This window comes from Orientia tsutsugamushi str. Boryong (assembly GCF_000063545.1).
Taxonomy (GTDB): Bacteria; Pseudomonadota; Alphaproteobacteria; order Rickettsiales; family Rickettsiaceae; genus Orientia; species Orientia tsutsugamushi_C.
Map to the genome: position 1 here is coordinate 346,214 of NC_009488.1, position 25,496 is coordinate 371,709.

The 25,496-nt window shown below is 30.8% G+C and carries 38 protein-coding genes, 2 tRNA genes and 4 pseudogenes; 7 read left to right on the forward strand and 37 right to left on the reverse strand.

The features are described from left to right. Positions 1-40: 40 nt before the first annotated feature. The 30 genes from rpsT to OTBS_RS01790 all read right to left on the reverse strand — a co-directional run bounded on the left by rpsT (position 41) and on the right by OTBS_RS01790 (position 15,504). Positions 41-313, reverse strand: a complete 273-nt coding sequence (gene rpsT, locus OTBS_RS01645) for a 30S ribosomal protein S20 (RefSeq protein ID WP_011944415.1) — start codon at positions 311-313, stop codon at positions 41-43. An 81-nt stretch (positions 314-394) separates the two neighbouring features. Beyond that, complete coding sequence (rplQ, locus tag OTBS_RS01650) at positions 395-832, reverse strand: 50S ribosomal protein L17 (RefSeq protein ID WP_011944416.1); 438 nt, start codon at positions 830-832, stop codon at positions 395-397. Between the two features lie 18 nt (positions 833-850). Next, the gene (locus OTBS_RS01655; RefSeq protein ID WP_011944417.1) at positions 851-1,879 is read right to left on the reverse strand and encodes a DNA-directed RNA polymerase subunit alpha; all 1,029 of its coding nucleotides are present in this window, start codon (positions 1,877-1,879) and stop codon (positions 851-853) included. 48 nt (positions 1,880-1,927) lie between these two features. After that, a complete protein-coding gene (rpsK, locus tag OTBS_RS01660; protein ID WP_011944418.1) occupies positions 1,928-2,308 on the reverse strand; it encodes a 30S ribosomal protein S11 in 381 nt (126 codons plus the stop codon). 9 nt (positions 2,309-2,317) lie between these two features. After that, positions 2,318-2,695, reverse strand: coding sequence for a 30S ribosomal protein S13 (gene rpsM, locus OTBS_RS01665; protein WP_011944419.1), 378 nt, complete (start codon positions 2,693-2,695; stop codon positions 2,318-2,320). A gap of 79 nt (positions 2,696-2,774) precedes the next feature. Then, positions 2,775-3,419 carry an adenylate kinase family protein gene (locus tag OTBS_RS01670; RefSeq protein ID WP_080571795.1) on the reverse strand — a complete coding sequence of 215 codons (645 nt, stop codon included), beginning with the start codon at positions 3,417-3,419 and terminating at the stop codon, positions 2,775-2,777. Continuing rightward, positions 3,416-4,723, reverse strand: a complete 1,308-nt coding sequence (gene secY / locus OTBS_RS01675; RefSeq protein WP_011944421.1) for a preprotein translocase subunit SecY — start codon at positions 4,721-4,723, stop codon at positions 3,416-3,418. The genes OTBS_RS01670 and secY overlap by 4 nt, the downstream gene beginning before the upstream one ends. A gap of 1 nt (position 4,724) precedes the next feature. Then, positions 4,725-5,216 (reverse strand): 50S ribosomal protein L15, encoded by a 492-nt coding sequence (gene rplO, locus OTBS_RS01680; protein ID WP_011944422.1) that lies wholly within the window; start codon positions 5,214-5,216, stop codon positions 4,725-4,727. A 235-nt stretch (positions 5,217-5,451) separates the two neighbouring features. Beyond that, positions 5,452-5,970, reverse strand: a complete 519-nt coding sequence (gene rpsE, locus OTBS_RS01685; RefSeq protein ID WP_011944423.1) for a 30S ribosomal protein S5 — start codon at positions 5,968-5,970, stop codon at positions 5,452-5,454. 20 nt (positions 5,971-5,990) lie between these two features. Next, positions 5,991-6,365, reverse strand: coding sequence for a 50S ribosomal protein L18 (rplR, locus tag OTBS_RS01690; RefSeq protein ID WP_011944424.1), 375 nt, complete (start codon positions 6,363-6,365; stop codon positions 5,991-5,993). Between the two features lie 13 nt (positions 6,366-6,378). Beyond that, on the reverse strand, positions 6,379-6,912 hold the full coding sequence (gene rplF, locus OTBS_RS01695) for a 50S ribosomal protein L6 (protein WP_011944425.1): 534 nt from the start codon (positions 6,910-6,912) through the stop codon (positions 6,379-6,381). 21 nt (positions 6,913-6,933) lie between these two features. Next, positions 6,934-7,335, reverse strand: a complete 402-nt coding sequence (gene rpsH, locus OTBS_RS01700; RefSeq protein ID WP_011944426.1) for a 30S ribosomal protein S8 — start codon at positions 7,333-7,335, stop codon at positions 6,934-6,936. Positions 7,336-7,357: 22 nt separating this feature from the next. Continuing rightward, positions 7,358-7,663, reverse strand: a complete 306-nt coding sequence (rpsN, locus tag OTBS_RS01705) for a 30S ribosomal protein S14 (RefSeq protein WP_011944427.1) — start codon at positions 7,661-7,663, stop codon at positions 7,358-7,360. An 18-nt stretch (positions 7,664-7,681) separates the two neighbouring features. Beyond that, the gene (gene rplE / locus OTBS_RS01710; protein WP_011944428.1) at positions 7,682-8,251 is read right to left on the reverse strand and encodes a 50S ribosomal protein L5; all 570 of its coding nucleotides are present in this window, start codon (positions 8,249-8,251) and stop codon (positions 7,682-7,684) included. A gap of 12 nt (positions 8,252-8,263) precedes the next feature. Further along, positions 8,264-8,584 (reverse strand): 50S ribosomal protein L24, encoded by a 321-nt coding sequence (gene rplX / locus OTBS_RS01715; RefSeq protein ID WP_011944429.1) that lies wholly within the window; start codon positions 8,582-8,584, stop codon positions 8,264-8,266. Position 8,585: 1 nt separating this feature from the next. Next, positions 8,586-8,954 carry a 50S ribosomal protein L14 gene (gene rplN / locus OTBS_RS01720; RefSeq protein WP_011944430.1) on the reverse strand — a complete coding sequence of 123 codons (369 nt, stop codon included), beginning with the start codon at positions 8,952-8,954 and terminating at the stop codon, positions 8,586-8,588. Between the two features lie 95 nt (positions 8,955-9,049). Further along, the gene (rpsQ, locus tag OTBS_RS01725) at positions 9,050-9,289 is read right to left on the reverse strand and encodes a 30S ribosomal protein S17 (protein ID WP_011944431.1); all 240 of its coding nucleotides are present in this window, start codon (positions 9,287-9,289) and stop codon (positions 9,050-9,052) included. Then, positions 9,290-9,511, reverse strand: a complete 222-nt coding sequence (locus OTBS_RS01730) for an uL29 family ribosomal protein (RefSeq protein WP_011944432.1) — start codon at positions 9,509-9,511, stop codon at positions 9,290-9,292. It abuts the gene before it with no gap. Then, positions 9,504-9,914, reverse strand: coding sequence for a 50S ribosomal protein L16 (gene rplP, locus OTBS_RS01735; protein ID WP_011944433.1), 411 nt, complete (start codon positions 9,912-9,914; stop codon positions 9,504-9,506). Before rplP ends, OTBS_RS01730 begins: the two co-directional genes overlap by 8 nt. A gap of 28 nt (positions 9,915-9,942) precedes the next feature. Next, positions 9,943-10,599 carry a 30S ribosomal protein S3 gene (rpsC, locus tag OTBS_RS01740; protein WP_011944434.1) on the reverse strand — a complete coding sequence of 219 codons (657 nt, stop codon included), beginning with the start codon at positions 10,597-10,599 and terminating at the stop codon, positions 9,943-9,945. 15 nt (positions 10,600-10,614) lie between these two features. Then, on the reverse strand, positions 10,615-10,965 hold the full coding sequence (rplV, locus tag OTBS_RS01745) for a 50S ribosomal protein L22 (RefSeq protein WP_011944435.1): 351 nt from the start codon (positions 10,963-10,965) through the stop codon (positions 10,615-10,617). A gap of 1 nt (position 10,966) precedes the next feature. Next, a complete protein-coding gene (gene rpsS / locus OTBS_RS01750) occupies positions 10,967-11,245 on the reverse strand; it encodes a 30S ribosomal protein S19 (protein ID WP_011944436.1) in 279 nt (92 codons plus the stop codon). Positions 11,246-11,268: 23 nt separating this feature from the next. Further along, positions 11,269-12,090 carry a 50S ribosomal protein L2 gene (rplB, locus tag OTBS_RS01755; protein WP_011944437.1) on the reverse strand — a complete coding sequence of 274 codons (822 nt, stop codon included), beginning with the start codon at positions 12,088-12,090 and terminating at the stop codon, positions 11,269-11,271. Further along, complete coding sequence (gene rplW, locus OTBS_RS01760) at positions 12,091-12,387, reverse strand: 50S ribosomal protein L23 (RefSeq protein ID WP_011944438.1); 297 nt, start codon at positions 12,385-12,387, stop codon at positions 12,091-12,093. Beyond that, positions 12,384-13,016, reverse strand: a complete 633-nt coding sequence (gene rplD, locus OTBS_RS01765; RefSeq protein WP_011944439.1) for a 50S ribosomal protein L4 — start codon at positions 13,014-13,016, stop codon at positions 12,384-12,386. Before rplD ends, rplW begins: the two co-directional genes overlap by 4 nt. A 14-nt stretch (positions 13,017-13,030) precedes the next feature. Beyond that, positions 13,031-13,681, reverse strand: coding sequence for a 50S ribosomal protein L3 (gene rplC, locus OTBS_RS01770; protein WP_041621428.1), 651 nt, complete (start codon positions 13,679-13,681; stop codon positions 13,031-13,033). 16 nt (positions 13,682-13,697) lie between these two features. Then, the gene (rpsJ, locus tag OTBS_RS01775) at positions 13,698-14,003 is read right to left on the reverse strand and encodes a 30S ribosomal protein S10 (protein ID WP_041621110.1); all 306 of its coding nucleotides are present in this window, start codon (positions 14,001-14,003) and stop codon (positions 13,698-13,700) included. Positions 14,004-14,047: 44 nt separating this feature from the next. Next, complete coding sequence (gene tuf / locus OTBS_RS01780; RefSeq protein ID WP_011944442.1) at positions 14,048-15,232, reverse strand: elongation factor Tu; 1,185 nt, start codon at positions 15,230-15,232, stop codon at positions 14,048-14,050. A 94-nt stretch (positions 15,233-15,326) separates the two neighbouring features. Further along, positions 15,327-15,400: transfer RNA gene (locus OTBS_RS01785), tRNA-Gly, on the reverse strand. A gap of 18 nt (positions 15,401-15,418) precedes the next feature. After that, positions 15,419-15,504: transfer RNA gene (locus OTBS_RS01790), tRNA-Tyr, on the reverse strand. Between the two features lie 192 nt (positions 15,505-15,696). On the opposite strand from OTBS_RS01790, the gene rlmB reads away from it, so the two are divergent. From rlmB to fabF, 5 genes are all read left to right on the forward strand, one after another. Next, the gene (rlmB, locus tag OTBS_RS01795; RefSeq protein ID WP_011944443.1) at positions 15,697-16,425 is read left to right on the forward strand and encodes a 23S rRNA (guanosine(2251)-2'-O)-methyltransferase RlmB; all 729 of its coding nucleotides are present in this window, start codon (positions 15,697-15,699) and stop codon (positions 16,423-16,425) included. 94 nt (positions 16,426-16,519) lie between these two features. After that, on the forward strand, positions 16,520-17,590 hold the full coding sequence (gene recA / locus OTBS_RS01800) for a recombinase RecA (protein WP_011944444.1): 1,071 nt from the start codon (positions 16,520-16,522) through the stop codon (positions 17,588-17,590). Next, positions 17,584-18,309: a 3-oxoacyl-ACP reductase FabG gene (gene fabG / locus OTBS_RS01805; RefSeq protein WP_011944445.1), complete on the forward strand. Its 726-nt coding sequence runs from the start codon at positions 17,584-17,586 to the stop codon at positions 18,307-18,309. The genes recA and fabG overlap by 7 nt, the downstream gene beginning before the upstream one ends. Before the next feature lie 121 nt (positions 18,310-18,430). Beyond that, the gene (locus tag OTBS_RS01810) at positions 18,431-18,817 is read left to right on the forward strand and encodes an acyl carrier protein (protein ID WP_011944446.1); all 387 of its coding nucleotides are present in this window, start codon (positions 18,431-18,433) and stop codon (positions 18,815-18,817) included. A gap of 89 nt (positions 18,818-18,906) precedes the next feature. After that, a complete protein-coding gene (gene fabF, locus OTBS_RS01815; protein ID WP_011944447.1) occupies positions 18,907-20,178 on the forward strand; it encodes a beta-ketoacyl-ACP synthase II in 1,272 nt (423 codons plus the stop codon). Between the two features lie 439 nt (positions 20,179-20,617). On the opposite strand, the pseudogene OTBS_RS17450 reads toward fabF, so the two are convergent. Next, positions 20,618-20,958: pseudogene (locus tag OTBS_RS17450) on the reverse strand (transposase); the annotation flags it as partial. A 29-nt stretch (positions 20,959-20,987) separates the two neighbouring features. On the opposite strand from OTBS_RS17450, the pseudogene OTBS_RS17455 reads away from it, so the two are divergent. Continuing rightward, a pseudogene (locus OTBS_RS17455) lies at positions 20,988-21,083 on the forward strand (IS5/IS1182 family transposase); the annotation flags it as partial. Between the two features lie 21 nt (positions 21,084-21,104). Here the strand turns inward: OTBS_RS17455 and OTBS_RS17460 are convergent. After that, a pseudogene (locus tag OTBS_RS17460) lies at positions 21,105-21,554 on the reverse strand (transposase); the annotation flags it as partial. A gap of 84 nt (positions 21,555-21,638) precedes the next feature. Here OTBS_RS17460 and OTBS_RS13785 point away from each other — a divergent pair. Continuing rightward, positions 21,639-21,734 (forward strand): annotated as a pseudogene (locus OTBS_RS13785) (IS5/IS1182 family transposase); the annotation flags it as partial. Between the two features lie 263 nt (positions 21,735-21,997). Here the strand turns inward: OTBS_RS13785 and OTBS_RS01830 are convergent. Genes OTBS_RS01830 through smpB form a run of 5 tightly spaced genes read right to left on the reverse strand, consistent with a single transcriptional unit; the run spans position 21,998 to position 25,494 of the window. Then, a complete protein-coding gene (locus OTBS_RS01830; RefSeq protein WP_011944448.1) occupies positions 21,998-22,756 on the reverse strand; it encodes a phosphoribosylaminoimidazolesuccinocarboxamide synthase in 759 nt (252 codons plus the stop codon). Then, complete coding sequence (locus OTBS_RS01835; RefSeq protein WP_011944449.1) at positions 22,716-23,162, reverse strand: type II toxin-antitoxin system RatA family toxin; 447 nt, start codon at positions 23,160-23,162, stop codon at positions 22,716-22,718. Before OTBS_RS01835 ends, OTBS_RS01830 begins: the two co-directional genes overlap by 41 nt. 22 nt (positions 23,163-23,184) lie before the next feature. Then, entirely contained in the window at positions 23,185-24,093 is a 909-nt protein-coding gene (gene lipA / locus OTBS_RS01840; RefSeq protein WP_011944450.1) for a lipoyl synthase, read from the reverse strand. A 10-nt stretch (positions 24,094-24,103) separates the two neighbouring features. Beyond that, a complete protein-coding gene (sppA, locus tag OTBS_RS01845; RefSeq protein ID WP_232488850.1) occupies positions 24,104-25,033 on the reverse strand; it encodes a signal peptide peptidase SppA in 930 nt (309 codons plus the stop codon). Beyond that, on the reverse strand, positions 25,033-25,494 hold the full coding sequence (smpB, locus tag OTBS_RS01850) for an SsrA-binding protein SmpB (RefSeq protein WP_011944452.1): 462 nt from the start codon (positions 25,492-25,494) through the stop codon (positions 25,033-25,035). The genes sppA and smpB overlap by 1 nt, the downstream gene beginning before the upstream one ends. Between the last annotated feature and the right edge of the window lie 2 nt (positions 25,495-25,496).

Below are 25,496 nucleotides of genomic sequence, written 5' to 3' on the forward strand. Positions count from 1 at the left end.
TAATTAACATTAAATACCAGAACAAAATATAATCAAAAGATTATATTTTATCTTCAAGCTGTTTAATCTTCCTAGATAATCTGCTAACTTTCCTTGAAACAGTATTTAACTTGAAAATTCCTTTATTTGCTGCTTTAGCTAATTTTGAATGAGCTGCACTTAGAGCCTCACTAGCAACTTTTTTATCTCCAGCATTAATTGCCAATGTTACTCTCTTTAGAAAAGTTTTAACATTAGATTTTCTACTCTTATTTATCAAATTCCTCTTTTGATCTTGCCTAATTGATTTTTGTGTTGATTTATGATTTGCCATCTTTAAATCTCTATATCCTAATTTAAAATATTATCCATTATTAACTTTATCTATTGTATATCAATTAATTTGTATCAATATTTAGTTAGATTGTTCTGCTATTAACTTTGCATTCCTAGCGTCATTTTTCAATGCTTTAAATTCTTTACCTTTAGATTCAATATTACGGTCTACAAATTCTATATACGCCATAGGAGCCATATCTCCATACCTAAATCCAGCTTTTAAAATTCGTATATATCCACCGTGACGTTCAGCATATCTAGGAGCTAATGTAGTCATCAGTTTTTCCACTGCAATCTCATTCTTAATTTTAGATATCAGGTATCTACGAGCATTTAAGTTACCTTTTTTTGCAACAGTTATAAGCTTTTCAACAAAAGGCCTAAGTTCTTTTGCTTTAGGTAATGTAGTATTAATCTGCTCATGTTGTATTAATGATACAGACATATTTGCTAACATTGCTAATAAATGACTAGTTGTTCTATTTAACTTTCTACCACTAACTCTATGACGCATTAATTACCTACTATTATATTAATATTGATCTTCATGTTTCTTTGCAAGTGATTCAAGATTATCAGGAGGCCAACCAATATCTTTCATACCGAATTCTAAGTTAAAATTAGCTAAAACTTTCTTAAGCTCATTCAATGATTTACGACCAAAATTAGCTGTTTTAAGCATTTGAGTTTCAGTTCTAGCTACTAAATCACCAACATAAACTATATTTTCATTTTTTAAGCAATTTTGAGATCTTACAGATAACTCTAATTCATATACTTTCTTTAATAAAACAGGATTAATAGTTTGAAGTTCTAATTTTTCTGGTTTTTCTTCTTCAACTTCTTGAAAATTGATAAATACCTGCAATTGATCTAGTAATATTCTTGCTGCTAACCCTAATGCCGCATCCGGATTAACTACACCATTAGTTTCAACAGTAATTATTAACTTATCATAGTTAGTCATCTGTCCAACCATTGAGTTTTCAACTTTATAAGATACTCTTCTTACAGGATTAAACAATGCATCAAGATGAATTGCTCCTATAGGAGAATCACTGTTATGTAAACAACTAGTAGGAACATATCCTTTTCCTTGTTCACATATAAGATCCATTTCTAAATTAAATCCTTTGCTTAAATTACAAATAACATGTTGAGGATTTAATATTGTAACATCTTGTTTATCAGTAACAGTAATCATACCTGCTGTTACAACAGCTGGTCCTGTAACTTCTAGCCTTAAATTACACTTTTGAACTGAATCCATTTTAACAATTACATCTCGAATATTTAAAATAATATCTGTTAAATCTTCTTTAACTCCACTTACTGGTGATAATTCATGTTCTACTCCTGGAATTTTTATTGAAGTAATTGCCGCTCCACGTAAAGAAGATAATAACACCCTACGCAAAGAATTACCTAAAGTTAATCCTAATCCTCGCTCCAATGGCTCAACAACCATAGTCTTAATATTTGGATTATTATCAACAGCTTCATACTGAACCTTTGTTGGCTTAATTAACGAACTCCAATTTTTGGCTAAAAATGTTGTCATATTTTTCCTTTAAATATACACTAAACTAATAATAAAAATACATTCCACTTAAACTCTTCGCTTTTTTGGAGGTCTACAGCCATTATGAGCTACTGGAGAAGTATCTGTTATGCTAGTTACAATAAAATTTTGATTAAATATAGCCCTCAAAGCTGATTCTCTTTGAGATCCTGCTCCTTGTATACGAATAGAAAGCGTTTTTATTCCATGCTCTTTAGCAACTTCAGAAACTTTTTCGACTATAACCTGAGCTGCATAAGGAGTAGCTTTTTTAGCTCCTTTAAAACCGATAGCACCAGCAGATAATGCAGCAATAGCATTACCTTGCATATCTGTAAATGTAACTATAGTATTATTAAAGGTTGATTTTATATACACTATACCAAGAGTAATATTCTTTCTTTTCTTTTTAGTTTTTGCGTTATACATTTTATTACACTATTTATTAGGTTTCTTTTTTCCTGCAATAGCAATAGCTTTGCCTTTTCTAGTACGAGCATTAGAATGAGTGTTTTGACCTCGAACTGGCAATTTTCGAATGTGCCTCAACCCTTCATAACAACGAATATCTTTTTTCTTTTTAATATTAAGATTTATCTCCCTCCGTAAATCACCCTCAACCTTATATTTACTTTCTATTATAGATCTTAATGCTACTAACTCTTGATTAGACAGATCTTTTACTTTTTTATTTACTGAAACTTGAACCTCCTGACAAATTTTTTGTGCAGTTGACCTACCAATACCATATATGTATGTTAAGCCTATCATTACTCTCTTATTAGTTGGTACATTAACATTTGAGATCCTAGACATAAACCTTACTCCTCTTAGTTTACTTTCTTAAAATAATCTGGCTTACAAGCCTTGAATAATATAAAATTGTCATAAAAAATCAATATATTCCTGACATTTTTTTTATTTTTTTTAATATATTTTCTGTAGATTGATTAGCATCAATTAATGTTAGCTTATTTTGAGCTTTATAAAATTCTAGTAATGGCAAAGTCTCCTTCTTATAAGATTCAAGCCTTAATTTAATTATACTTTCATCATCATCAACTCTATTTTGAAAGCTTGAACTATTACAAATATCACAAACTCCATTAATTTTAGGCATACAATAAAGTTTATTATATATTGTTCCACAATCAGTGCAACTAATTCGTCCCCTCAACCTACGCAGAACTACTGCATCATCAATATCAAAAAATAATACTTTGAAATCCATTTGTAAATTTTCTTGCAAAAAATCAGCTTGAAAAATATCTCTAGGATAACCATCTAGTATTATACTCTTACATTGCTCTATATTTTTTAAAGCATTAACTACAATTTTATTAGTAATATTTGATGGTACTAACTTACCACTTTTGATAAATTTTTTAACAACATCTGCTTCAGCAGTATTGCTCTCCATAACAGTTCGCAAAACTTTTCCTACAGAAATAATACTAAACTTTTCTGACAATAAAGAAGCTTGTGTACCTTTACCAGAGCCAGGTGGCCCTATAAAAACTAATATCAAACTTATCCTCACTTATCTTTGTATTTCATTTTCTTAACCAATGAATCATATCTACTAGTAAAAATATAAGTTTGAATTTGTGACAAAGTATCAAGCACTACATTTACTACAATAAGTAAACTTGTGCCACTAGAAGTAAATAAACTAGGCATTATATTCCCTAAAACCTCAGGCACAAGACATACAATACACAAGTATAGCGCTCCTAATATACTTATTCTACTAAGTAAATAATCAAAATACTCAGCAGTACTCTTTCCTGGTCTTCTACCTTGAATATAAGCATTATATTTTCTTAAATTTTCAGCCGTTTCTTCTGAATTAAATACTATAGCTGTATAAAAAATACTAAAAAATATAATCAACAACCCATAGCATAATATAAAAACTACCTTACCTGGACTAAAATAACTAACAATGGCTTGTAAAATTGCTGAATCTTTATTTTGAGATAGATTTAACACAGTAAGAGGAAATAATAGCAAAGAACTAGCAAAAATAGGCGGAATAACTCCTGGAATATTCAATTTTAGAGGTATATGCGTAGTATCACCACCATAAATCTTATTACCTAACTGCCGTCTAGGATAATGAACTAAAATTCTTCTTTGCGCTTTCTCAAAGAATACTATAAATGCTATTAAAATAACTATAACAACTAAAAAAATCACAGATATAAAAGGAGAATCACCTCCTCTTCTAGATAACTCAAAAGTAGTAATAATAGATTTTGGTATACCAGACACTATCCCTATAAATATAATTAATGAAGACCCATTACCAATTCCACGAGAAGAAATCTGTTCACCAATCCACATTAAAAAAATTGTACCTACAACTAAAGTTACAACAGTTGTTAGTTGAAAATATATTCCTGGCATTATTACAACTGCTCCAGATTCAGTAGTAAAATGTTCTAACCATATTGCAATACCGAAAGCTTGAAACGAAGCCAATGCAATAGTACAATATCGTGTAAGCTGAGTTATTTGTTGCCGCCCTCTTTCACCTTCTTTTTTTAATTTATCTAAAGCTGGATAAGCCATAGATAATAGTTGTATTATAATCGAAGCAGTAATATATGGCATTATTGCTAAAGCAAATATGGACATATTAACAAAAGCCCCTCCAGAAAGGATGTTAAACATTCCTAAAATACCAATTTGGTTCTGAGGTAATAATTCATTTAAACTATTTGAGTCTATACCAGCTATAGGTATATATACGCCTATTCTACATATCATTAACATCATCAGCGTAAATAATACCTTAGAAATAAGAGTTGCATGCTGATCATAAAAAGAAGAATTCTGCATACTAATTATTAATTACTTTCATTCCTAATTTTATGATATTTTTTCGTGCAGATATAGAATACTCATCCAAATTAAACTGCAGATCAAGCTTAGTTAAAAGAGATATATCTTCGCTACTTAATACTAAACTAGAAGGATTAGCCCATAATAATTTTATTTTATTGATAGATTTTTTTAGCATTTTTAACTTTAATAATAACAGCTTATCAATAACTGCACCATATTCAATTTTATTAGCCTTAACTAAACGTAAAATTGTTATAATATTAATAATATTATAATTTCTTTTATTCATAGACTTAAAACCACGCTTTGGCAACCTTTTTATTAAAGGCGTTTGTCCTCCTTCAAATCCTCTAGCAACTTTAGCTCTAGACTTCTGCCCCTTTGCTCCTCTTCCACATGTCTTACCTTTACCACTACCAATACCACGACCTATCCTTTTAGAGCATTTTTTTGCTCCATTTAAATTAAATAAAGTGTTTAACTTCATAGATACCTGCTTTTTTATCATTTCTACATTTAATTAAATGCTTCATTGTATAAGTATACTATAATCTAATAGCATTTTTTTAATATAATATAGCTTTATTAATTAACATAATTCGAAGCTACTTCACTTAATTTTTTTTCTTAAATATATTACAAGCTTGTGTAACTTTTTCAATTATATACTTTCTTAATAGCATTTCTATAACCAAAAAAATACCTTATCAAAGATAAAAACACTAACCTTCATGAAAGGTTTTATAAATTGTAACTGATAATTCATTTAATCTTAACCCCCGTCTTTCAGCTATTACTCTTGGTGTTTCTAGCTGCTTTAAAGCATTTAACGTTGCTGCAATCATCAAATAAGAATTTGAAGATCCAAATGATTTAGCTACAACATCTTGTATACCTAAAGAATCAAAAATAAATCTCATAGCACCTCCAGCTATAATGCCAGTTCCAGCTCGAGCACGACGAAGCATTACCTTTGCAGCTCCACTTTTACCATATACATCATAATGTATAGTTCTACCTTTATATAGAGGCACTTCTATCATATATTTCTTAGCATTTTGCAAAGCCTTAAGTCGAGCTTCACCAACTTCTTTAGCTTTACCATGACCATACCCTACCTTACCAGCCTTATTTCCTAAAACTACACAAGCAGAGAAAGAAAATCTACGCCCACCCTTAACAACTTTAGTTACACGATTGACATTTACTAAATGTTCTACAACAATCTCTTCTTTAAACATATTACTATAAATAATCTTTACTAAAAATTTAATTTTTCTCGAGCTCCATCAGCTAAAGCCTTAATCACGCCATGATACTTATACCCACCTCTATCAAAAACTACACTTGTTATTCCTTTACTATTAGCTCTTTCAGCTAATAATTGCCCCACCTTTTTAGCATACTGAATATTACACTTATAATATTTTGACTCAGTAAAAATATCTTTATCTAAAGTGCTTGCTGCAGCTATAGTATTAGATTTATTACTACCAATATTCTCTATAACTTGAGCATATATATGGCGATTAGACTTAAATACAGATAAGCGAGGATAACAACCACCAGATAATTTAGCTATCTTTGCTCTAACCCTATTTTTTCGAATAATAAATCTATCCTTAGAATCACGCATTTAAAACCAATTATTAATTTTTCTTACTTTCTTTCAATTGAACGTATTGTCCTTTAATCTTAATACCTTTTTCTTTATAATGTTCAGCTGGACGTTGCTTAATAATTAATGCTGCAAACTGCCCCAAAGCTTGCTTATCAATACTAAACAAATAAATAACATTAGTTTTAGGCACTGTAACTTGAATATTACTAGGAACTTTAATTTTAGTACTATGACTTTTTCCTAAAGCTAAATTCAAATAATCACTCTTCAATGAAGCAGCATATCCTACTCCATTTATTTCTAACTCTTTAGTAAAGCCACTATTAACTCCTTTAACCATATTATTAATAATACTACGTGCTGTACCCCACATAGCTCTAGAATGTTTATCCCCACTCAACGGTCTTATTATAATTTTATCATTTTCTTTTAATATAGTTATATTACCTAAAAACGACTTTAACAATTTACCCTTTGGCCCAGATACAGCTATAGACAAATTATTAACATCAACTACAACACCTGCAGGCACCATTACCACTAATTTACCAATTCTAGACATTACTATAAACTATATTAAATATTAAAAAACTTTACAAATCACTTCTCCACCTACACCTAATTTACGAGCTTCTCTATCAGACATTATACCTTTAGAAGTGGAAATAATATAAATTCCCATATTATTATAATATGGTCTTAATTTTTTAATAGACAAATACACCCTTTTACCAGGAGTGGAAACTCTATTTATTTCTTTTATATTAGACTCACCTTTTGGTGAATACTTTAACTTAATGTTAATTTCTTTGATTCCATTTCTCACTTCATGAATAAGAAACGAATGTATAAACCCTTCTTTAACTAAAACATCCAAAATAGCTTCCCTTCTTCTGGAAGAAGGTACATTAACATACATTAATCTACTTCTTTGCGCATTACGAATCCGAGTTAGCATATCAGCTAATGTATCACTCATTGACATATTACACTCATTTCTTTATTTATTACCAGCTTGATTTTCTTAAACCAGGAATTATACCACTACCTGCTAATTCCCGTATAATATTTCTACAAAGCTTAAACTTACGATAATACCCCCTTGGCCTGCCTGTTTCAGCACACCTATTTCTAATTCTAGTACTACTAGAATTACGTGGAAGCTTGGATAGTTTTAGCACTAAATTGAACCTCTCTTCAAGAGACAAATTTTTATCATATATTTTAGACTTTAATGCTTGCCTCTTTAACTTTAATTTATTAAATAACCTACTACGCTTTAAATTTTTTTGTACAGAGCTAACTTTTGCCATATCTATCCTATATTATGATTAATCGTAAAATGGAATATCTCGCATCTTCAATAATGCCTTTGCTTTTAACAAACTTTTGGTTGAAGTATGAATATGAATACCAATACCGATTTCTTTATCAATCACATCTTTCTTTTTCTGTTCATCCTCTATTTCTATAAAAACCCTTATATCTTTTATACCAAATGAAAAGTTTCCTTCTCTATCAAAACTTTTTATTGAAAACCCCTTAAAATCTTTTATCCTTGGAAAAACCTCAAAAACCAACCTTCTAATAAAATCCTCAGCTCTTTTCTTTCTTAAAGTAACCTTACATGCTATTGGCATTCCCTTACGTAATTTAAATGCTGCAATTGATTTTTTAGCTTTAATCAAGCCTGGCTCTTGTCCTGTAATCATAGCCATACACTTCTTAACATAATAAATAATTTTAGAATCAACTACTGCATCACCTACACACATAGTAACTACAATCTTCTTAATTCTAGGAGTTTGATGATTATTACTATAACCAAATTTTTTTTGTAACTCCTGCCTTTCTTTTTCCTTTATCTCTTTAAAAGATAATTCTTCAAAACTTAAAGCCATTATTTTCCTTTCTTATTGCAAAATTTCCCCAGAACGCTTAGAAACTCTAACTTTCCTTTTATCATCTAACTTTGTATAAGTAATTTTAGTTATAAGATTGGAAGAAGAATCAACATAAGCAACATTTGAAATGTGTATCGGTAACTCTTTATTAATAATACCTCCACTAACATCATTTTTATTAGCCTTAACATGCTTCCGAGCTAAATTAATACCTTTAACAATTACCCTTGATAAACTTGCCAGCACCTTAATTACTATCCCCCTTTTTCCCTTATCTTTACCAGTAATAACTTGTACTTTGTCTCCTGTTTTGATTCTAATTTTTACCATATTACAATACTTCCTCAGCAAGAGATACTATTTTTGAAAATTTTTTTACCCTTAATTCTCTAGGCACAGATCCAAAAATTCTAGTACCAAAAGGTTCACCTTGCTTATTTAGCAATACAACATCATTGCTATCAAACTTAATATTACTACCATCAGAGCGAGTAACACCACACTTAGTCCTAATAATTAATGCTTTACATACTTCCCCCTTTTTTACTTTACCTTTAGGTATTGATGATTTGATAGAAACGACTATTACATCCCCTAAATGAGCTATCATATGATGCGTACCACCTAATACTTTTATACACATAACCTTCTTTGCTCCAGAATTATCAGCAACATTTAAGATAGTTTGCATTTGTATCATAATTATTAATTTAACTCTGTAATTTATAATAATATCAATATTAACTTACTTAATACCAGCTATCAGCTATCAGCTATCAGCTATCAGCTATCATTTCACTGTCCTTTATCTTCTATAACACGCCAACATTTTGTCTTAGAAATAGGACGACTTTCAATAATTTTTACTTTATCACCTTGATTATACAGGTTATCAGGATCATGTACAGCATATTTTTTAGCAATTTTAACAGTTTTATGATACATAGGATGCTTAAATCTACGTTCAACACTCACAATTATGGTCTTATCTGATTTAGCACTTATTACCTGCCCCTGTAAAACTCTTCTTGGCATTTATTTTTCTTCCTCATTTTTTTTTATTGTTCTTTGTAAAATTTCTGTTCTAATTTGAGCTATTTTTTTCTTTAAATAACCAAAATTTTTAACAGAATTAACTACATCAACACTATTTTGAAATCTATCATTAAATAATTTTTTTTTATATCTTAATAATAAATCACGTAAACCTTGCAATTCAATATTACATAAATCGCTATATTTTTTAAACTCATTCATAACGCTTTACTATTTTAGTTCGCACTGGCAATTTAGCACCAGCTAATTCTAACGCTTTAATTGCTATACTTTCACTTACTCCATCAAGCTCAAACAATATCCTGCCAACAGCTACCCTAGCAGCAAAAAATTCTGTAGCCCCCTTACCCTTCCCCATTCTAACTTCAGTAGGTTTTTTAGAAACTGGTATACTAGGAAAAATATTAATCCAAAATTTTCCTTGCCTCTTCATACACCTCACTGCAGCCCTCCTAGCAGCTTCTATTTGCCTACTCGTAATCCTACAACTATCAAGAGACTTTAATCCAAATTCTCCAAAAGCTATCATAGTACCAGCTTTAGCTTTAGAAGCTACCCTACCTTTCTGAGCTTTGCGATATTTTTGCTTTTTAGGACTTAGCATAACTACAATTTTATTAAACTATTTGATTTTATTTAACTTCATTAATTCTAGACTGATTAACATCACATCTATAAACCCAAACCTTAACCCCTATCACTCCATAAGTAGTTATAGCTTCTGCAAAAGCATATCTAATGTCTGCTCTGATCGTTTGCAACGGCACTCTACCCTCTTTATAAGATTCTGATCTAGCGATTTCAACTCCACCTAAACGTCCTGAACATATAATTTTTATACCTTTAGCTCCCTGTTTCATAGAAGCATGTATTGCCTTCTTCATAACCTTTTTAAAAGACTGCCTTCTTTCTAATTGCTGAGCAATTGTTTGTGCAATAAAAGCTTCTTCTAGCTCAGGCTTTTTAACTTCACGTATATTAATAGACACATCAGCAGAAGTAATTTTTGCTATATTTTGCTTTAATTTTTCAATATCACCACCACTTTTACCTATAATTACTCCAATTTTTTTGGCATATATATTAACAACTATATTTTTACTTGATGGCCATTCAATTAATATCTTAGTAATTTGCGCAAAACTATATTCAGTATTAATTATTTTTCTAATCTTTAAAATTTTAAGTAAAAAATCAGAATAATTATTTTTAGCATATAAAACAGATTCCCAATTTCTTGGTAAATTTGGCCCAGTTCTAAATATACAAGGATTTACTTTTTGTCCCATTATTAATAATATCTCTTATTTTATTTCACTAACAGTAATATATAAATTACTAAAAAACTTTTTTATTCTAAACGCTTTCCCTCTAGCTCTTGGAACTAATCTTTTCATTACACTGCCTTTACCAACAATTGCTTCCAAAACTACTAGATTATCAATATCCAATCCATCATTGTTTTCAGCATTAGCAATAGCAGATTGCAGACATTTTTTTACATCTACAGCAGCTCTCTTTTTTGAAAATTTTAACTGCATAATCGCATCAGAAACCTTTAAATTCCTAATTAATCCCGTAATTAAATTTAGTTTTCTTGGACTAATTTTAATCATTCTCAAAGTTGCCTTAGCAGACTTTTTTGCTTCAAACATACTATTTTCTCTTCACTTTTCTATCAGCTGCATGCCCATAAAAAGTTCTAGTAGGAGCAAATTCACCTAACTTTCTACCTACCATCTCCTCAGTAATAACTACAGGAATAAATTTATTACCATTATGAACAGCAAAAACAAATCTAACAAAAAGAGGAATTATAGCAGACTCCCTTGACCATGTTTTAATTACACTACTTTTACCAGATTCTATTAATTTATTAACCTTTTTAATTAAACTTTCCCTAACAAAAGGGCCTTTCCATATAGAACGAGCCATATAATTTACCTAAATATAATATATTAATTTCTACGTTTAACAATAAACCTAGAAGTAAATTTATTCTTTCTAGTTTTCTTACCTTTCGTTTTTTTTCCCCATGGAGTAACTGGATGACGCCCACCAGATGTTTTACCTTCACCACCACCATGAGGATGATCCACAGGATTCATTGCAACTCCACGAACTACTGGCCTCCTACCTAACCATCTAACCCTTCCAGCTTTACCATATGATATATTCTTATGATCTATATTTGAAACACTACCTACTGTAGCCCTACTTGCTAATGATATCCTTCTTACTTCACCAGATCTAAGTTTAATCTGAGCATACCCAGAATCTTTATTTAATAATACTGCATACGTTCCAGCTGAACGAGCAATTTGCCCACCTTTGCCTGGTTTAATTTCAATATTATGTATAATAGTCCCAACTGGTATTACTTCTAAAGACAAGCAATTACCTACATTAATCTCAGCCTTATCACTAGATATTATTTTATCTCCTACATTTAAATTTCTTGGAGATAAAATATAAGAAAACTTACCATCATCATACCTTATCAAAGCAATAAAAGCTGTTCTATTAGGATCATATTCTATACGCTCTACCGTAGCATATATATCAAATACCCTACGCTTAAAATCTATCATCCTATATAATTGCTTATGCCCTTTACCACGATGCCAAATAGTAATTCTACCTAAATTATTTCTTCCACCAGTCTTACTAATTCCTTTAGCTAACTTTTTTAAAGGCCTTCCTTTCCATAACTCAGACTTATCGACTTGTACTACTTGTCTTAAAGATTGAGTTACTGAATTATAAACTTTTAATGGCATTTATTTTATTCCTCCAACACCAAAATCAATCACCTGATCTTTTGCTACAGTAACTATAGCTTTTTTTCTATCACACTGCTTACCTAAAGTTCCTTTAAAACGCTTAGTTTTTCCTATCATATTGATAATATTAACTTTAATAACATTAACATTAAAAATACCTTCTATAGCTTTGCTAATATTATACTTATTAGCATTACGCTGCACCAAAAAAATATATTTTTTACACTCTGAAGCTAAAGTAGACTTTTCAGTAACCACAGGCTTTACTATTAAGTCATAAAATTTATAATTCATTCTGCTAACCTCATTTCTAAACTTTTAGCTGCACTTAAAGTAACCATTACACAGTCATGCTTCATGATATCATACGGATTAGCTCCAATTTGAGCCACAACATTTAAATTAAATAAATTTCTAGAAGCTAAGAAAAAATTTCGATCCACATTCTGATCATCTATACAAAAAAATCCAGAATAATTAGAATAATTATATTTCTTTAACAAATTTTTTAGAACAGCAGTTTTATTACTTCCTATATTAAAATCATCAACAACTATTAACTTATTAACAGATAATTTATAAGATAATGCATATTTTAAAGCTTGTTTACGTATTTTTTTTGGAACATCAAACTCATGACTTCTAACTACAGGACCATGAGATATACCACCACCTCTCATTTGAACTGAACGCAAGGAACCTTGCCTAGCATTACCAGTTCCTTTTTGCTTAAAAGGCTTTTTAGTTGTTCCACTTACTCCAGAAATGGTTTTAGTGCAATGAGTTCCAGACATTCTTTTTGCTAATTGCCAATCTATTACTAATTTTATAATATCAGGCCTATACTTCAAACAAAAAACACTAGGATTAAGCTCTACTTCTTTTTCTATTTCTTGAAGAAGATTATACACTTTTACTTTCATTACATACCTAACACTTACAGCAATAACTTTTTGATTGAATCAGTAATATAAACTATTGATCCACTTTTTCCAGGAATACTGCCCTGTATCACTAACAACCTTTTTTCTAAATCAACAGAATCAACTCTTAAATTTTGTATAGTAGCAAACCTTACTCCCATATGTCCAGCCATTTTTTTGTTCTTAAATGTTCGACCTGGATAAGCTCTATTTCCTGTAGATCCATGCGATCTATGAGAAATAGACACACCATGCGAAGCCTCAAGCCCTCGAAACCCATGCCTTTTCATCGCTCCAGCGAACCCTTTACCTATTGTTACACCTCTTACATCAACATATTGCCCAACCCTAAAATACGACGCATCCAAAATGCTGGCAATTTCTAACATTTTATCCTCAGCAACTTTAAATTCTTTAATTATAGCCTTAGGCTCTATTTTCGCTCTAGAAAATATAGAATGCATCGGTTTCTTTACTTTAAATGGAGAAATATTTTTATATCCCAAAATTACAGCATTATATCCATCTTTACTAACTAATTTATGCCATAAAACTTGACATACATCAACCTTCAATAATGTTATTGCAACTTTTCGGCCACTTTCATCAAACTTACTACTCATGCCTAATTTTTCAGCTATCAATCCACTTCTTGCATTTTTCATTTTAAATTCACACGCACTAATTAATTTGCACATCCACACCTGGAGCTAAGGTCATTTTCATTAAAGCCTCAATAGTTTGAGGAGTAGAACTAGCAATAACAATCAAACGCTTATGTGTTCTGATTTCAAACTGCTCTCTGGACTTTTTATAAATATGCGGAGATTTATTAAATGTAAAATATTGAATTCGCCTAGGCAAAGAGACAGCCCCCTTAACTTTAGCTCCGGCGCTTTTTGCTAAACGCACAATTTCAAATGTAGTACGGTCCAATAAAGCATGATCAAAAGACTTTAACCGAATCCTAATGTCTTTACTACTCATAACTACCACTTAACATAATAAATTCTATCCACATTTTCTGAACATCACTTTATAATTTTAGAGACTTTACCAGCACCAATAGTTTTACCTCCTTCACGAATAGCAAAAGACAATCCTTGATCCATAGCAATAGGTGCTACTAAATTAACACTTAATGTAGCATGATCCCCAGGCATCACCATCTCTTTTCCAGATAATAACGCTATCTCACCAGTAACATCTGTTGTTCTACAATAAAACTGAGGCCTATAATTTTGAAAAAACGGAGTATGCCTACCACCTTCCTCTTTTGTTAAAACATAAACCTCAGCTTCAAAACTGCAATGTGGAGTAATAGTACCAGGCTTAGCTAAAACCTGCCCTCTTTCTACATCCTCACGCTTTATTCCACGTAATAATATACCTACATTATCTCCAGCCTGACCTTGATCTAACTCTTTCTTAAACATCTCAACACCAGTACATATTGTCTTCTGAGTACTACGCAATCCAACTATTTCTACTTCATCACCAACTTTAATAACCCCTCTCTCAATTCTTCCTGTAACTACTGTACCGCGACCTAATATTGAGAACACATCCTCTATCGGCATTAAAAATGGCTGGTCTAAAACTCTAGTAGGCTGTGGTATGTAATCATCTATGGAATCCATTAATTCTAATATACCTTTCTTAGCATCAGAATCACCATTTATCGCTTTTAAAGCTGAACATCTAATTATAGGAACAGTATCACCTGGAAAATCATATTTTGTCAACAATTCCCTTACTTCCATCTCAATTAATTCCAATAATTCAGGATCAGCTTGATCTATCTTATTTATACAAACTATAATACTTGGCACTCCAACTTGCTTTGCCAATAACACATGCTCCCTTGTTTGAGGCATAACACCATCAACACCAGATACAACTAATATCAAGCCATCAGTTTGAGATGCTCCAGTGATCATATTTTTAATATAATCAACATGCCCAGGACAATCTACAAGTGCATAATGTCTCTTCTTACTTATAAACTCCACATGAGCAGTCTGTATTGTAATACCTCTAGCTCTTTCTTCTGGTGCAGAATCAATCTCATCATAATTCTTCACTTTTACAGCACCACCACTTAACTCTGACGATACTATAGTTATTGCTGTTGCTAATGATGTTTTTCCATGATCAACATGCCCTATTGTCCCTATATTACAATGCGGCTTATCTCTATTAAATGCTACTGCCATAATCTTTAAATAATAACCTTCTTTTAACCTACAATAAAATATTTTTCTATAAACGCAACTAGTAGTATATTGCAAATAACCAACTAACAAGCCTTGGAGCGGATGATGGGAATCGAACCCACGTAACCAGCTTGGAAGGCTGAGGCTCTACCATTGAGCTACACCCGCAACTCTTAAGCATAACTATGGTGGAGGGAGTAGGATTCGAACCTACGTACGCTTGCGCGGGCAGATTTACAGTCTGCTGCCATTAACCTCTCGACCATCCCTCCTAAAACACTTTAGATTTATTAGCTAGGGTTATCTTAAAAATAAACAAATCATACTAGCAAAGCTTAATACGCAATTTTGCTTAACTAAAAACATGATTTAGTACTTTCTATAATAATTACTTGATTCTGTCAAGTGATTATTTAATAATCGTCAATTATTACAAAATATTTATTTTGTCCAATAAATTTATTATGACTGATAAAAAATCATATTATATATTTGGTACTCATGCATCCTTAGCAGCTTTAAATAACCCTTTCAGGGTAATAAGGTATATTTATTGTACAGAGTCATGTTTTCTATCTTTATCAAAATTGATTCAAAAGCATAATTATAAGATAGTTACAACAAAATTTCTACATCAGCTATTAGGCAGCCAAATAGTTCATCAAGGAATAGCAGTAAATACTATCCCCCTCACAATTAATGGTATCAAAAATATAGACCTAAACACACCAAACTATAAAATTGCTATTTTAGACCAATTGCTAGACCATAATAACTTAGGCGCTATTATAAGATCAGCTGCAGCATTTGATATATCAACTATTATCCTACCTGAAAATAACTCTATAGAAGAGAATGGCACTATTGCTAAGATAGCAGTTGGAGCCCTAGAAAAAATAAACTTAGTAAAAGTAAAAAATTTATATAATACTATCAATTACTTAAAAAAGCATGAATTTTGGATTATCGGGCTAGATCTTAACGATAGTAACCAACTTACAGAGCAAACCTTCCATTCAAAAACAGCTTTTGTTTTAGGCTCTGAGAATAAAGGACTAAGGAACCTAACACGTCAACAATGTGATTTTTTAATCAAAATTCCAATGTCTCATAAAACTGAAAGTTTAAACGTTGCAGGAGCGGCTACAATAATTTTTTATGAAAGCTTCAAATTTTCCATAAAACAACAATAATTAAATACCAAGAAAATAATTTTAATAATTCAATAAATACTATTATAATTCTACTAACACTAAAATTTATTATTTTTAAAAATCAGGAAATATCATGTATAAAGAACACACATTAGATGATGTACTCAGTATAATTAATAAAACTCATGGCAAAGGCTCAATCATGAGATGCAATCAACGACCTATAGGCAAAGCACAAGTTATCTCCAGTGGATCGGTATGCATAGATACAGCCTTAGGAATAGGAGGATTCCCTAAAGGAAGAGTCAGCGAAATCTATGGACCTGAAGCTTCAGGAAAAACAACAGTAGCACTTCATGCTGTAGCTGAGTGTCAAAAAGGAGGAGAGAGTTGCGTTTATATTGATGCCGAGCATGCATTAGATCTACAATACGCTCAAAGATTGGGTGTAAATATTAATAGTCTAATTATATCACAGCCTGATACTGGCGAACAAGCTTTAGAAATTGCTGATACATTAGTTAGATCAGGAGCAGTTGGATTAATAGTTGTAGATAGCGTTGCTGCTTTAGTACCAAAAGCAGAACTAGAAGGAGAAATAGGAGACCACAATATAGGGCTACAAGCTAGATTAATGAGCCAAGCCTTACGAAAGCTCGTTGCCTCAGTCTCAAAAACTAATTGTACCATCATTTTCATCAATCAAATTAGAATGAAAATCGGTATTATGTTTGGCAGCCCAGAAACTACAACTGGAGGAAACGCTTTAAAGTTTTATGCATCCATTAGAATGGAAATCAGAAAAGTTAGTCCTATTAAAGATAAAGAAGAAGTTATTGGTTATCAAACAAAAGTTAAAATTGTTAAAAATAAACTTGCTCCACCTTTTAAAGTGGTTGATTTTGATATCATATATGGATTAGGCATTTCAAAAGAAGGAGAACTAATAGATTTAGGAGTTAAGTTAGGTATTATTGAAAAAGCAGGCGCATGGTTTTCTTATAAAGATCATAAAATTGGCCAAGGTAGAGAAAACGCTAAACAATATCTTAGAGAACATCCTTCAATTGCTCTAGAACTTGAACAACAAATCAGACAAAAATCTGATATTATACAAAATAGCCTAGTTATCACTAATGAAAATGAACATGAAGCTAATCTAGATAATATATCTATAGTAACAGAAGAAAAGACGAAGTGTTAAATTTTACTAACCAACACGTACTTATTACAGGAGCATCAGGTAGCATAGGAAGAGCATGTAGTCAGTTATTTCATCAACTAGGAGCTACAGTAATAATTTCCGGAACTAAAGAAGAAAAACTTGCTAAATTAAAAGCAGATTTAACAGAAAGATGCATTGTTCGCAAATGTAATATCTTAGACTATCAAGATTGCAATAATATGATTGAAGAAATACCAAAACTTAATGTACTAATATGTTGCGCTGGCATTACTAATGATCAATTAGCAATTAAAATGGAAGTTGCAAAATTTGAAACAGTGATCTCTACAAATCTAACAGCTACATTCATTTTAAATAAAGCTGCAATAAAAAAAATGATTAAAAATCGATATGGCAGAATAATAAATATCTCTTCAGTTGTAGCCATTAGTGGAAACCAAGGCCAATCAAATTATTGTGCATCTAAAGCTGGCATTATTGGAATGAGTAAAGCATTAGCATTAGAAGTAGCAAGTCGAAATATAACTGTTAATGTTATTGCACCAGGATTTATTATATCCAATATGACAAATCTGCTTAATGAACAACAAAAAAATACTATACTATCTAAAATTCCAGTAAATAGATTTGGAAATCCAAACGATATCGCAACTGCTGCAGCATTCTTAGCTAGTAGCCAAGCAGCATATATTTCTGGACAAACTTTACATGTAAATGGCGGCATGGTTATGGTATGAAATAAGAATTTTAGTAGCATTAATTCATAAAGTATGGTAAAAGAATATTAATTTTACTAAAGTAAAATACTTTTAGTAATGCACAATTGTTTCTTTAATAAAATTTTTAGGTGTTATATTTATGGACAAAAATAAAAAAACTGATGAGTTATCGCATACATTATTACATGCGCATGGTTCTTGTTCATTGAATAAAAATAATACAGCAACTTTAGAAAAAAAAGAAGATTCTTGCAATTCAGATCAGGACGTTGCATTAAAATCTGAAATACAAAATGAAATTATTGATATCATAGCTAATATAGCCAAAATAAAGGATAAATCTATAATTTCCAATGATACCGCTCTCTCAGATTTAGGACTTGATAGCCTTGATCAGACTGAAGTAATGTTAGCCATTGAAGATAAATTTAGGCATTCCATACCAGATGAAGTAACTTCTAAATTAATAACGATAAAAGATATAGTAGAATATATACTCCCTTATAAAAAAGCTTTAACAAAATAAAATTTAATTTTAAAATTAAATTTCTTAAACCATCTAAAGGCTTATAAACATTATTTAACCTAACAAAATTTCAACTTAAGTAAATATCAATGGCTAACAGGCGAGTAGTTATTACTGGAATAGGCATGGTAACTCCTTTAGGTGTCAATGCTAAAAGCTCATGGGAAAATCTTATAAAATGCAAAAGTGGCATTACACGAATTCATAGATTTGACACTTCTAATCTAAAGTGTAAAATTGCTGGTCTAGTCTTACATGATAGTACACTAAAAATTTATAGCATTAGAGGGCATGAATTACTAGTTGACTCAACAGATAAAAAAAAAGACATTTTCATTCAATATGGAATTATTGCTGCTCAAGAAGCTATAGAAGATAGTGGAATTGATCTTAATAATAATGAAAAAATAAAAGAAAATACAGGAGTCATTATTGGAACTGGCCTTGGAGGAATTCAAGCAACAGCCGATAATGTGATCAATCTCTATATTAATAATAAAATAAGTACTTATTTTATTCCATCAATCCTATCAAATTTGATATCAGGACATATTTCTATAATGTATGGCTTTCGAGGGCCAAATCAATCAGTTAACTCAGCATGCGCTACAGGAGCACATGCAATCACTGATGCAGCACGTATGATAAAATGCAATGAAGCCAATGTTATGATTGCAGGAGGCGCAGAAGCAGCTATCACAGATATTAGCATGGCTGGATTTAACGCAATTAAAGCTTTAAGCACAAAATATAACGATAATCCAAAAGCCGCTTGTAGACCCTGGGACAAAGATCGTAACGGTTTTATAATGTCTGAAGGAGCAGGAGTAGTAGTTCTAGAGGAGCTAGAACATGCCAAAAAGCGCAGAGCAAAAATATATGCCGAATTGACTGGATATGGACTAAGCAGCGATGCATATCATATTACCTCACCACACCCAGAAGGAATAGGTAGCAAAATAGCAATGTTAAAAGCAATTAAAACTTCTAAAATTCATATTGGAGATATTAATTATATTAATGCTCATGCTCCCTCTACAGAAAAGGGAGACTTAATAGAATTAAAAGCCATTAAAAACCTCATTCTAAAAGAAAATTCTAAAGTTGCTATTTCATCAACTAAATCTTCTACAGGTCATTTACTTGGTGCTAGCGGCAGCGTTGAAATAATATTTTCAGCTCTAGCATTACAAAATCAAGTTATACCAGCAACATTAAATCTTGATAATCCTATAGAAGAAGCTAAAGATATTAACTTAGTACCAAATATACCTCAAGAATGCAAAATAAATCATATACTTAGCAACTCGTTTGGCTTTGGCAGTACTAATGTTAGTATAGTACTAACAAAATTTGCCTAAAATTAACTCATAAAACTTACGCTATAATACTAACTGTTCAAAATGAGAAATATAATAAACATTCTGAACTATAGATTAAGATAATGCAATATAAGAAAAAGAGATGATGGTAAAATTAAGTTTAGAGATAGATAAAATAACTGACAAGAGAAGCAACTATAGTCATTTACAATGAAGTTTGCGTATAAAATATCATGTTGGTAAATCTTAGATGCTATTGTCGCTTTTTCTATGCTCAAACTTCATTATAAATGACTATATATGAACCAAAATTAATAGAAGAGATATGTCTAGTTACTCTAAACCACAGAACATGATAAGGAAAAATATGAAAAGTAGTGAATAAAAGGTATACAAAGAGATAATGTTGAGTTATAAAGAAAATTTAAATAAAAATAAAATAACCCAACATGAAAAAATCAATATTATAAACGTCAATTTAGGATAAGGAGTCGGGAGAAGAAGAAGAGATAAGATAGGGATTAAGTTTAAAGATAGAATAACTAGCAAGAGAAGCAATTATATGAACAAAAAATTAAGAGGAGAACGGTGTCTAGTATGCTCTAAATGCATATGTTTTTTTAGTACATTAAAGACAGACTCAATTAAAGAACGTTTATTTAATAACAGATTATCTTGTATGTCCAATAAATATGTTTTCATATCTTTACGAAGATTAGTAAATAAACGTAAACCATTAGTCAGCAGTTGATGAAATAACTCTTTAGATATGTAAGCTTTATCACCAAACAATTTACCAGATAAGACTTTAGAAATAACTAGACCTCTTTCGAAACTGGTTAAGGTAGTTCAAAATTATTGCTGATAAATATCGAAATGGACGTAAAAGATTCGGTCTTAGTTTTAATTTGATCTCTGGCATTTATAATTTTAAACTACCTTAACCAGTTTCGAAAGAGGTCTACTGAAGCTATAGATAGGTGGCTTTTATTGCCTTTGGTAATTTTAACTGACATTATTTCGCCTTTATTATTGATTATAATATGTAGCTTAAAGCCTAAGAACCAGCTATAACTACTCTTACCAATTTTAGAAATTCTGTTGAAAACTCTATTGCTGGAGGTACGTTTATTATGACAAATTGCTAACTTTGTAGAATCGATGTAATATATACCAGTCTCTTCTCCTTTCAGATAATGCATTAATACAGCTAGCGGTAGCAATATTCTAGGCCACAGTTGTATTATTCTACTATAGCTTGGTAAACAAAAGTATCCTTTATACTTATGACTCAAGTAATATAGATAATAATTTTTAAATTCCTTGCATTGAGATAAACAAAAATATATCGCTATTGTTAATAACTCAGCTAAGGACAACTTCCCATCTCTGTTCCTTTGATTACTACTTGGTATTAATCTCTTTCTCTCCAACTCTTGGTATATCTTGCAAAAATTGTCTATTAAATAGTAGACCTCTTTCGAAACTGGTTAAGGTAGTTCAAAATTATTGCTGATAAATATCGAAATAGACGTAAAAGATTCGGTCTTAGTTTTAATTTGATCTCTGGTATTTATAATTTTGAACTACCTTAACCAGTTTCGAAAGAGGTCTAGTATACTGTTATAATACATTTTTTCATGTTGTGTTATTCCTTATTTATTTAAATTTTTTTTACAACTCAACATTCTATCTTTGTATACCTTTTATTCTCTACATTTCATATTTCCACTTATCCTAATCTGGCGTTTAAAGTAATTGGTGAAAATGATAGAATAAATCTAAGGTGCAATTTAAAGATAGTATTATTGGAGATAGTTTTCGAATAATAATATATCCTGATACTTACCTAAATTGTTCATTCTATACTATATTCATCTAAATTAAATCTTTTAATTATTTCTTTATAAAACATAATTGCGTTATCTAGTTCAGCACATGCACGCTCGTAGCCTAATTTACAATTACTTTGCAGATCCCATAACTTACAAGTATCAGGAGTAATTTCATCTGCTAGTAAAATGATATCTCCACTTAAATTATTAATTCGCCCAAACTCTAATTGACACTCTACCAATCTAATATTAATGCTAGCAAACATTCCAACTAAAAAAGTGTATAATTTTAATGCTAACGTTTTTATATTTTTTAATTCATAATAATCTACCCAGTTAAATTTTATCATTTGATCTTCATTAATAATTGGATAATTATTAGCTCCATGTTTTACCATAAAATCAATAATAGGAGTATCAAATACGTAACCATCTTCAATGCCAAATTGACTAACATATCTACCAGAAGCAATATTAGTGATGCATACTTTAACTGGAATAATATTAAGAGTGTAAATAAGCTGCTCTCTCATATTTATTTTCTGTATTAAATGGTGATTAATACCTACCATACTAACTCTTTTGAAAATATAATTAGATATTACATTATTCAAAACTCCTTTACCAGATACTTGAATTACTTTTTCTGCATTAATTCTCATATCATCTTTAAAAAACTGTATCAAAGTATGCTCATCAATTCTATAAATAATTTTACTATTTCCTTCGAAAATTTTTTCCTTAGAAAGTCTTACCATATATTTGCTTTGCCATATTTTCAAAAGCTGTCATTGTTTTACATGCAACATCATCAGCTACTAGCTTTAAAATTTTTTCCAAAATTATAGACTTAAGAGTAAACTTCAAGTCTAAAGTTACCAAAGTATTTTGCTCCTGAAATTGAAATTTCCATATATTACTCAAATATAATATTGGCCCTTCAGTAGACTTAACTATAATACTGTAATCTTTGCCATTGCATTGCGGCATTACTAGAGAGCGATATTTATCATAATATAACCCGAATTTTACTGTCAAATCAGCAACAATTAATTCATGATTTTTTTTCACTATTTCTGCTGCTGAACAATATGGTATAAATTGAGGATAAGATTCAATATCAAGCACAAGTTGGTAAAGGTTTTTAGCACTATAAGGTAGAAGCTTAGATTTATTAAAAAACAGCATTATTTTTGTAATATAAAATTTTTTATATTATATTTTGTAGCCTCATTTGTTTTAATTTTTCAAAATGTTCTCCAGCATGATATGAAGACCGAGTTAGAGGGCTTGCAGAAACCATTAAAAACCCCTTAGACCTAGCAACTTTGGCATAATAATCAAACTCATCAGGCGTAACGTATCGGCCTACATCTATATGTCGAGCACTAGGACGTAAATATTGACCAATAGTTAAAAAATCTACTTCGGCAGCTCTTAAATCATCCATTACTTGTAGTACTTCATGTTTAGTTTCTCCTAAACCCACCATAATACCAGATTTAGTAAAAATACTACTATCAAATATCTTAACCTGATGTAGTAAATTTAATGAGTTATAATAACGAGCTCCAGGTCTGACTTTTAAATATAGCGATGGTACAGTTTCAATGTTATGATTATATACATCTGGCCGCGCTTTTGCAACTATCTTCCAAGCTTCATGTTTACGTAAAAAATCTGGCGTTAGTACCTCTATTGAAGTAGTAGGAGATCTTTCCCTAATATAAGTTATACACTTAGCAAAGTGACTAGCTCCTCCATCACTAAGATCGTCCCTATCTACAGAAGTAATTACTACATGCTTAAGACCTAATTTCATTACTGCTTCAGATAGCCTATATGGCTCATATTCATCTACTTGTTCTGGTTTTCCTGTACTAACATTACAAAATGCGCAAGCTCTAGTACAAATGGAACCAAGAATCATAACCGTTGCATGCTTTTTAGACCAGCATTCACCAATATTAGGACATGCTGCCTCCTTACATACAGTATTTAACTTTAAGCTCTTGATAAGCTCATTAGTACTTTGATACTCATCAGAAAAAGGAGCTTTAACTCTTAACCAGCTAGGCCTTACTAAGGCTGTAGCTGTAATATTCTTATCGCTACACATAATTAATAACTTAACAATACAATGCCATTACACCATTTATTTTACTACCAAAAAACAATTTGTGCATGTTATTTTGAAGTAACTTAATATAGCCAGCTAGCTTATTTTGTGTGTGTAATTCTATTACTCTAAGATCAAGAGAAAGCTTTTTTTCCTGTTGCAACCAACTTAAAGCATCCTCTGTAGTACCTAATGCATCAATTAAGTTCAAAGATAAAGCTTGACGACCAGTATATGCTTTGCCATCAGCAACTTTTAATACTTGTTCTGGACTCATTTGTCTACGCTCTGCTACTAGTTCAACAAAAAAATCATACATATCATTTATTAGCGTCATAGTGGCCTCATGAACTGCTGGTGTAACTTTTTCAGTTAAACTAGGTGCTGCTTTTAACTCACCAGACTTAAAGGTATGAAATTTTATTCCAATTTTTTCTCCAAATTCAGTAATTTCAGGAGAAAAATGCACAATACCTATAGAGCCAGTTACTGTAGATTTTTGCGCAATAATATAATCTGCTGCTAATGCAACCAGATATCCACCTGAGGCTGCGACAGTTCCTAATACTGCAACTACAGGCTTGCTATTACTAATCGATCTTAATATACCATATATTTTTTCTGAGCCTGCTACTGTACCGCCTGGTGAATCTATATGTAATATTAAAGCTTTAGCTTTATCATCATTTTTAATTTGATGTAATAAATTGTTTAGTTTTATATCATCATATATAAGATCATCAATTTGAATATTGGCAATATAATCACCTGTAGCTAATGATGGACTATATCCTACTCGATTTCGAAAAATAAACAGCACTACTATAGCAGTAATTAACAACAAAGTAAGAATCTTCCACTTTTTTAATTGGCTTTTATAATACTTTCTTTCAATTAAGTAATCAGGATCAATTATCATTTTAAACTTTTTTTCATCCACTAAAACTTATTTCTCATTATTCTTGCTTGTTGTTTCTTCCATTCTTGTTCTTTAATAGCATAACGCTTATCATATTGTTTTTTTCCCTTAGCTAATCCAAGCTCAACTTTTACCTTGTTTTTGCTATTAAAGTAAATGGATAGTGCCACTAATGTACATCCTTGGACACTAAGTTTTCCAATAATCTTTTGTATTTCTTTTCTATGAAGCAACAGCTTCCTTACTCTACGAGGAACATGATTAAATCTATTCGCCTGTTTATATTCTCCTATATAAGAATTGTAGAGAAATATTTCATTGCTACTCTCAGCAGCATAACTATCTTCAATACTTACTTTTCCGCTCCTTATAGATTTTAATTCACTACCCTGTAAAACTATTCCTGCTTCCATTTTATCTTGAATAAAGTAATTAAACTTAGCTTTTCTATTTTGAGCAACTATTTTACAATAATTCTCCATAA

Coding starts and splice junctions, on each gene's coding strand:
- rpsT (WP_011944415.1), bottom strand. CDS start 313: ATGGCAAATCATAAATCAACACAAAAATCAATTAGGCAAGATCAAAAG.
- rplQ (WP_011944416.1), bottom strand. CDS start 832: ATGCGTCATAGAGTTAGTGGTAGAAAGTTAAATAGAACAACTAGTCAT.
- OTBS_RS01655 (WP_011944417.1), bottom strand. CDS start 1,879: ATGACAACATTTTTAGCCAAAAATTGGAGTTCGTTAATTAAGCCAACA.
- rpsK (WP_011944418.1), bottom strand. CDS start 2,308: ATGTATAACGCAAAAACTAAAAAGAAAAGAAAGAATATTACTCTTGGT.
- rpsM (WP_011944419.1), bottom strand. CDS start 2,695: ATGTCTAGGATCTCAAATGTTAATGTACCAACTAATAAGAGAGTAATG.
- secY (WP_011944421.1), bottom strand. CDS start 4,723: ATGCAGAATTCTTCTTTTTATGATCAGCATGCAACTCTTATTTCTAAG.
- rplO (WP_011944422.1), bottom strand. CDS start 5,216: ATGAAGTTAAACACTTTATTTAATTTAAATGGAGCAAAAAAATGCTCT.
- rpsE (WP_011944423.1), bottom strand. CDS start 5,970: ATGTTTAAAGAAGAGATTGTTGTAGAACATTTAGTAAATGTCAATCGT.
- rplR (WP_011944424.1), bottom strand. CDS start 6,365: ATGCGTGATTCTAAGGATAGATTTATTATTCGAAAAAATAGGGTTAGA.
- rplF (WP_011944425.1), bottom strand. CDS start 6,912: ATGTCTAGAATTGGTAAATTAGTGGTAATGGTGCCTGCAGGTGTTGTA.
- rpsH (WP_011944426.1), bottom strand. CDS start 7,335: ATGTCAATGAGTGATACATTAGCTGATATGCTAACTCGGATTCGTAAT.
- rpsN (WP_011944427.1), bottom strand. CDS start 7,663: ATGGCAAAAGTTAGCTCTGTACAAAAAAATTTAAAGCGTAGTAGGTTA.
- rplE (WP_011944428.1), bottom strand. CDS start 8,251: ATGGCTTTAAGTTTTGAAGAATTATCTTTTAAAGAGATAAAGGAAAAA.
- rplX (WP_011944429.1), bottom strand. CDS start 8,584: ATGGTAAAAATTAGAATCAAAACAGGAGACAAAGTACAAGTTATTACT.
- rplN (WP_011944430.1), bottom strand. CDS start 8,954: ATGATACAAATGCAAACTATCTTAAATGTTGCTGATAATTCTGGAGCA.
- rpsQ (WP_011944431.1), bottom strand. CDS start 9,289: ATGCCAAGAAGAGTTTTACAGGGGCAGGTAATAAGTGCTAAATCAGAT.
- OTBS_RS01730 (WP_011944432.1), bottom strand. CDS start 9,511: ATGAATGAGTTTAAAAAATATAGCGATTTATGTAATATTGAATTGCAA.
- rplP (WP_011944433.1), bottom strand. CDS start 9,914: ATGCTAAGTCCTAAAAAGCAAAAATATCGCAAAGCTCAGAAAGGTAGG.
- rpsC (WP_011944434.1), bottom strand. CDS start 10,599: ATGGGACAAAAAGTAAATCCTTGTATATTTAGAACTGGGCCAAATTTA.
- rplV (WP_011944435.1), bottom strand. CDS start 10,965: ATGTTTGAAGCAAAAAAGTCTGCTAAGGCAACTTTGAGAATGATTAAA.
- rpsS (WP_011944436.1), bottom strand. CDS start 11,245: ATGGCTCGTTCTATATGGAAAGGCCCTTTTGTTAGGGAAAGTTTAATT.
- rplB (WP_011944437.1), bottom strand. CDS start 12,090: ATGCCATTAAAAGTTTATAATTCAGTAACTCAATCTTTAAGACAAGTA.
- rplW (WP_011944438.1), bottom strand. CDS start 12,387: ATGAATTATAAATTTTATGACTTAATAGTAAAGCCTGTGGTTACTGAA.
- rplD (WP_011944439.1), bottom strand. CDS start 13,016: ATGAAAGTAAAAGTGTATAATCTTCTTCAAGAAATAGAAAAAGAAGTA.
- rplC (WP_041621428.1), bottom strand. CDS start 13,681: ATGAAAAATGCAAGAAGTGGATTGATAGCTGAAAAATTAGGCATGAGT.
- rpsJ (WP_041621110.1), bottom strand. CDS start 14,003: ATGAGTAGTAAAGACATTAGGATTCGGTTAAAGTCTTTTGATCATGCT.
- tuf (WP_011944442.1), bottom strand. CDS start 15,232: ATGGCAGTAGCATTTAATAGAGATAAGCCGCATTGTAATATAGGGACA.
- rlmB (WP_011944443.1), top strand. CDS start 15,697: ATGACTGATAAAAAATCATATTATATATTTGGTACTCATGCATCCTTA.
- recA (WP_011944444.1), top strand. CDS start 16,520: ATGTATAAAGAACACACATTAGATGATGTACTCAGTATAATTAATAAA.
- OTBS_RS01810 (WP_011944446.1), top strand. CDS start 18,431: ATGGACAAAAATAAAAAAACTGATGAGTTATCGCATACATTATTACAT.
- fabF (WP_011944447.1), top strand. CDS start 18,907: ATGGCTAACAGGCGAGTAGTTATTACTGGAATAGGCATGGTAACTCCT.
- OTBS_RS01835 (WP_011944449.1), bottom strand. CDS start 23,162: ATGCTGTTTTTTAATAAATCTAAGCTTCTACCTTATAGTGCTAAAAAC.
- lipA (WP_011944450.1), bottom strand. CDS start 24,093: ATGTGTAGCGATAAGAATATTACAGCTACAGCCTTAGTAAGGCCTAGC.
- smpB (WP_011944452.1), bottom strand. CDS start 25,494: ATGGAGAATTATTGTAAAATAGTTGCTCAAAATAGAAAAGCTAAGTTT.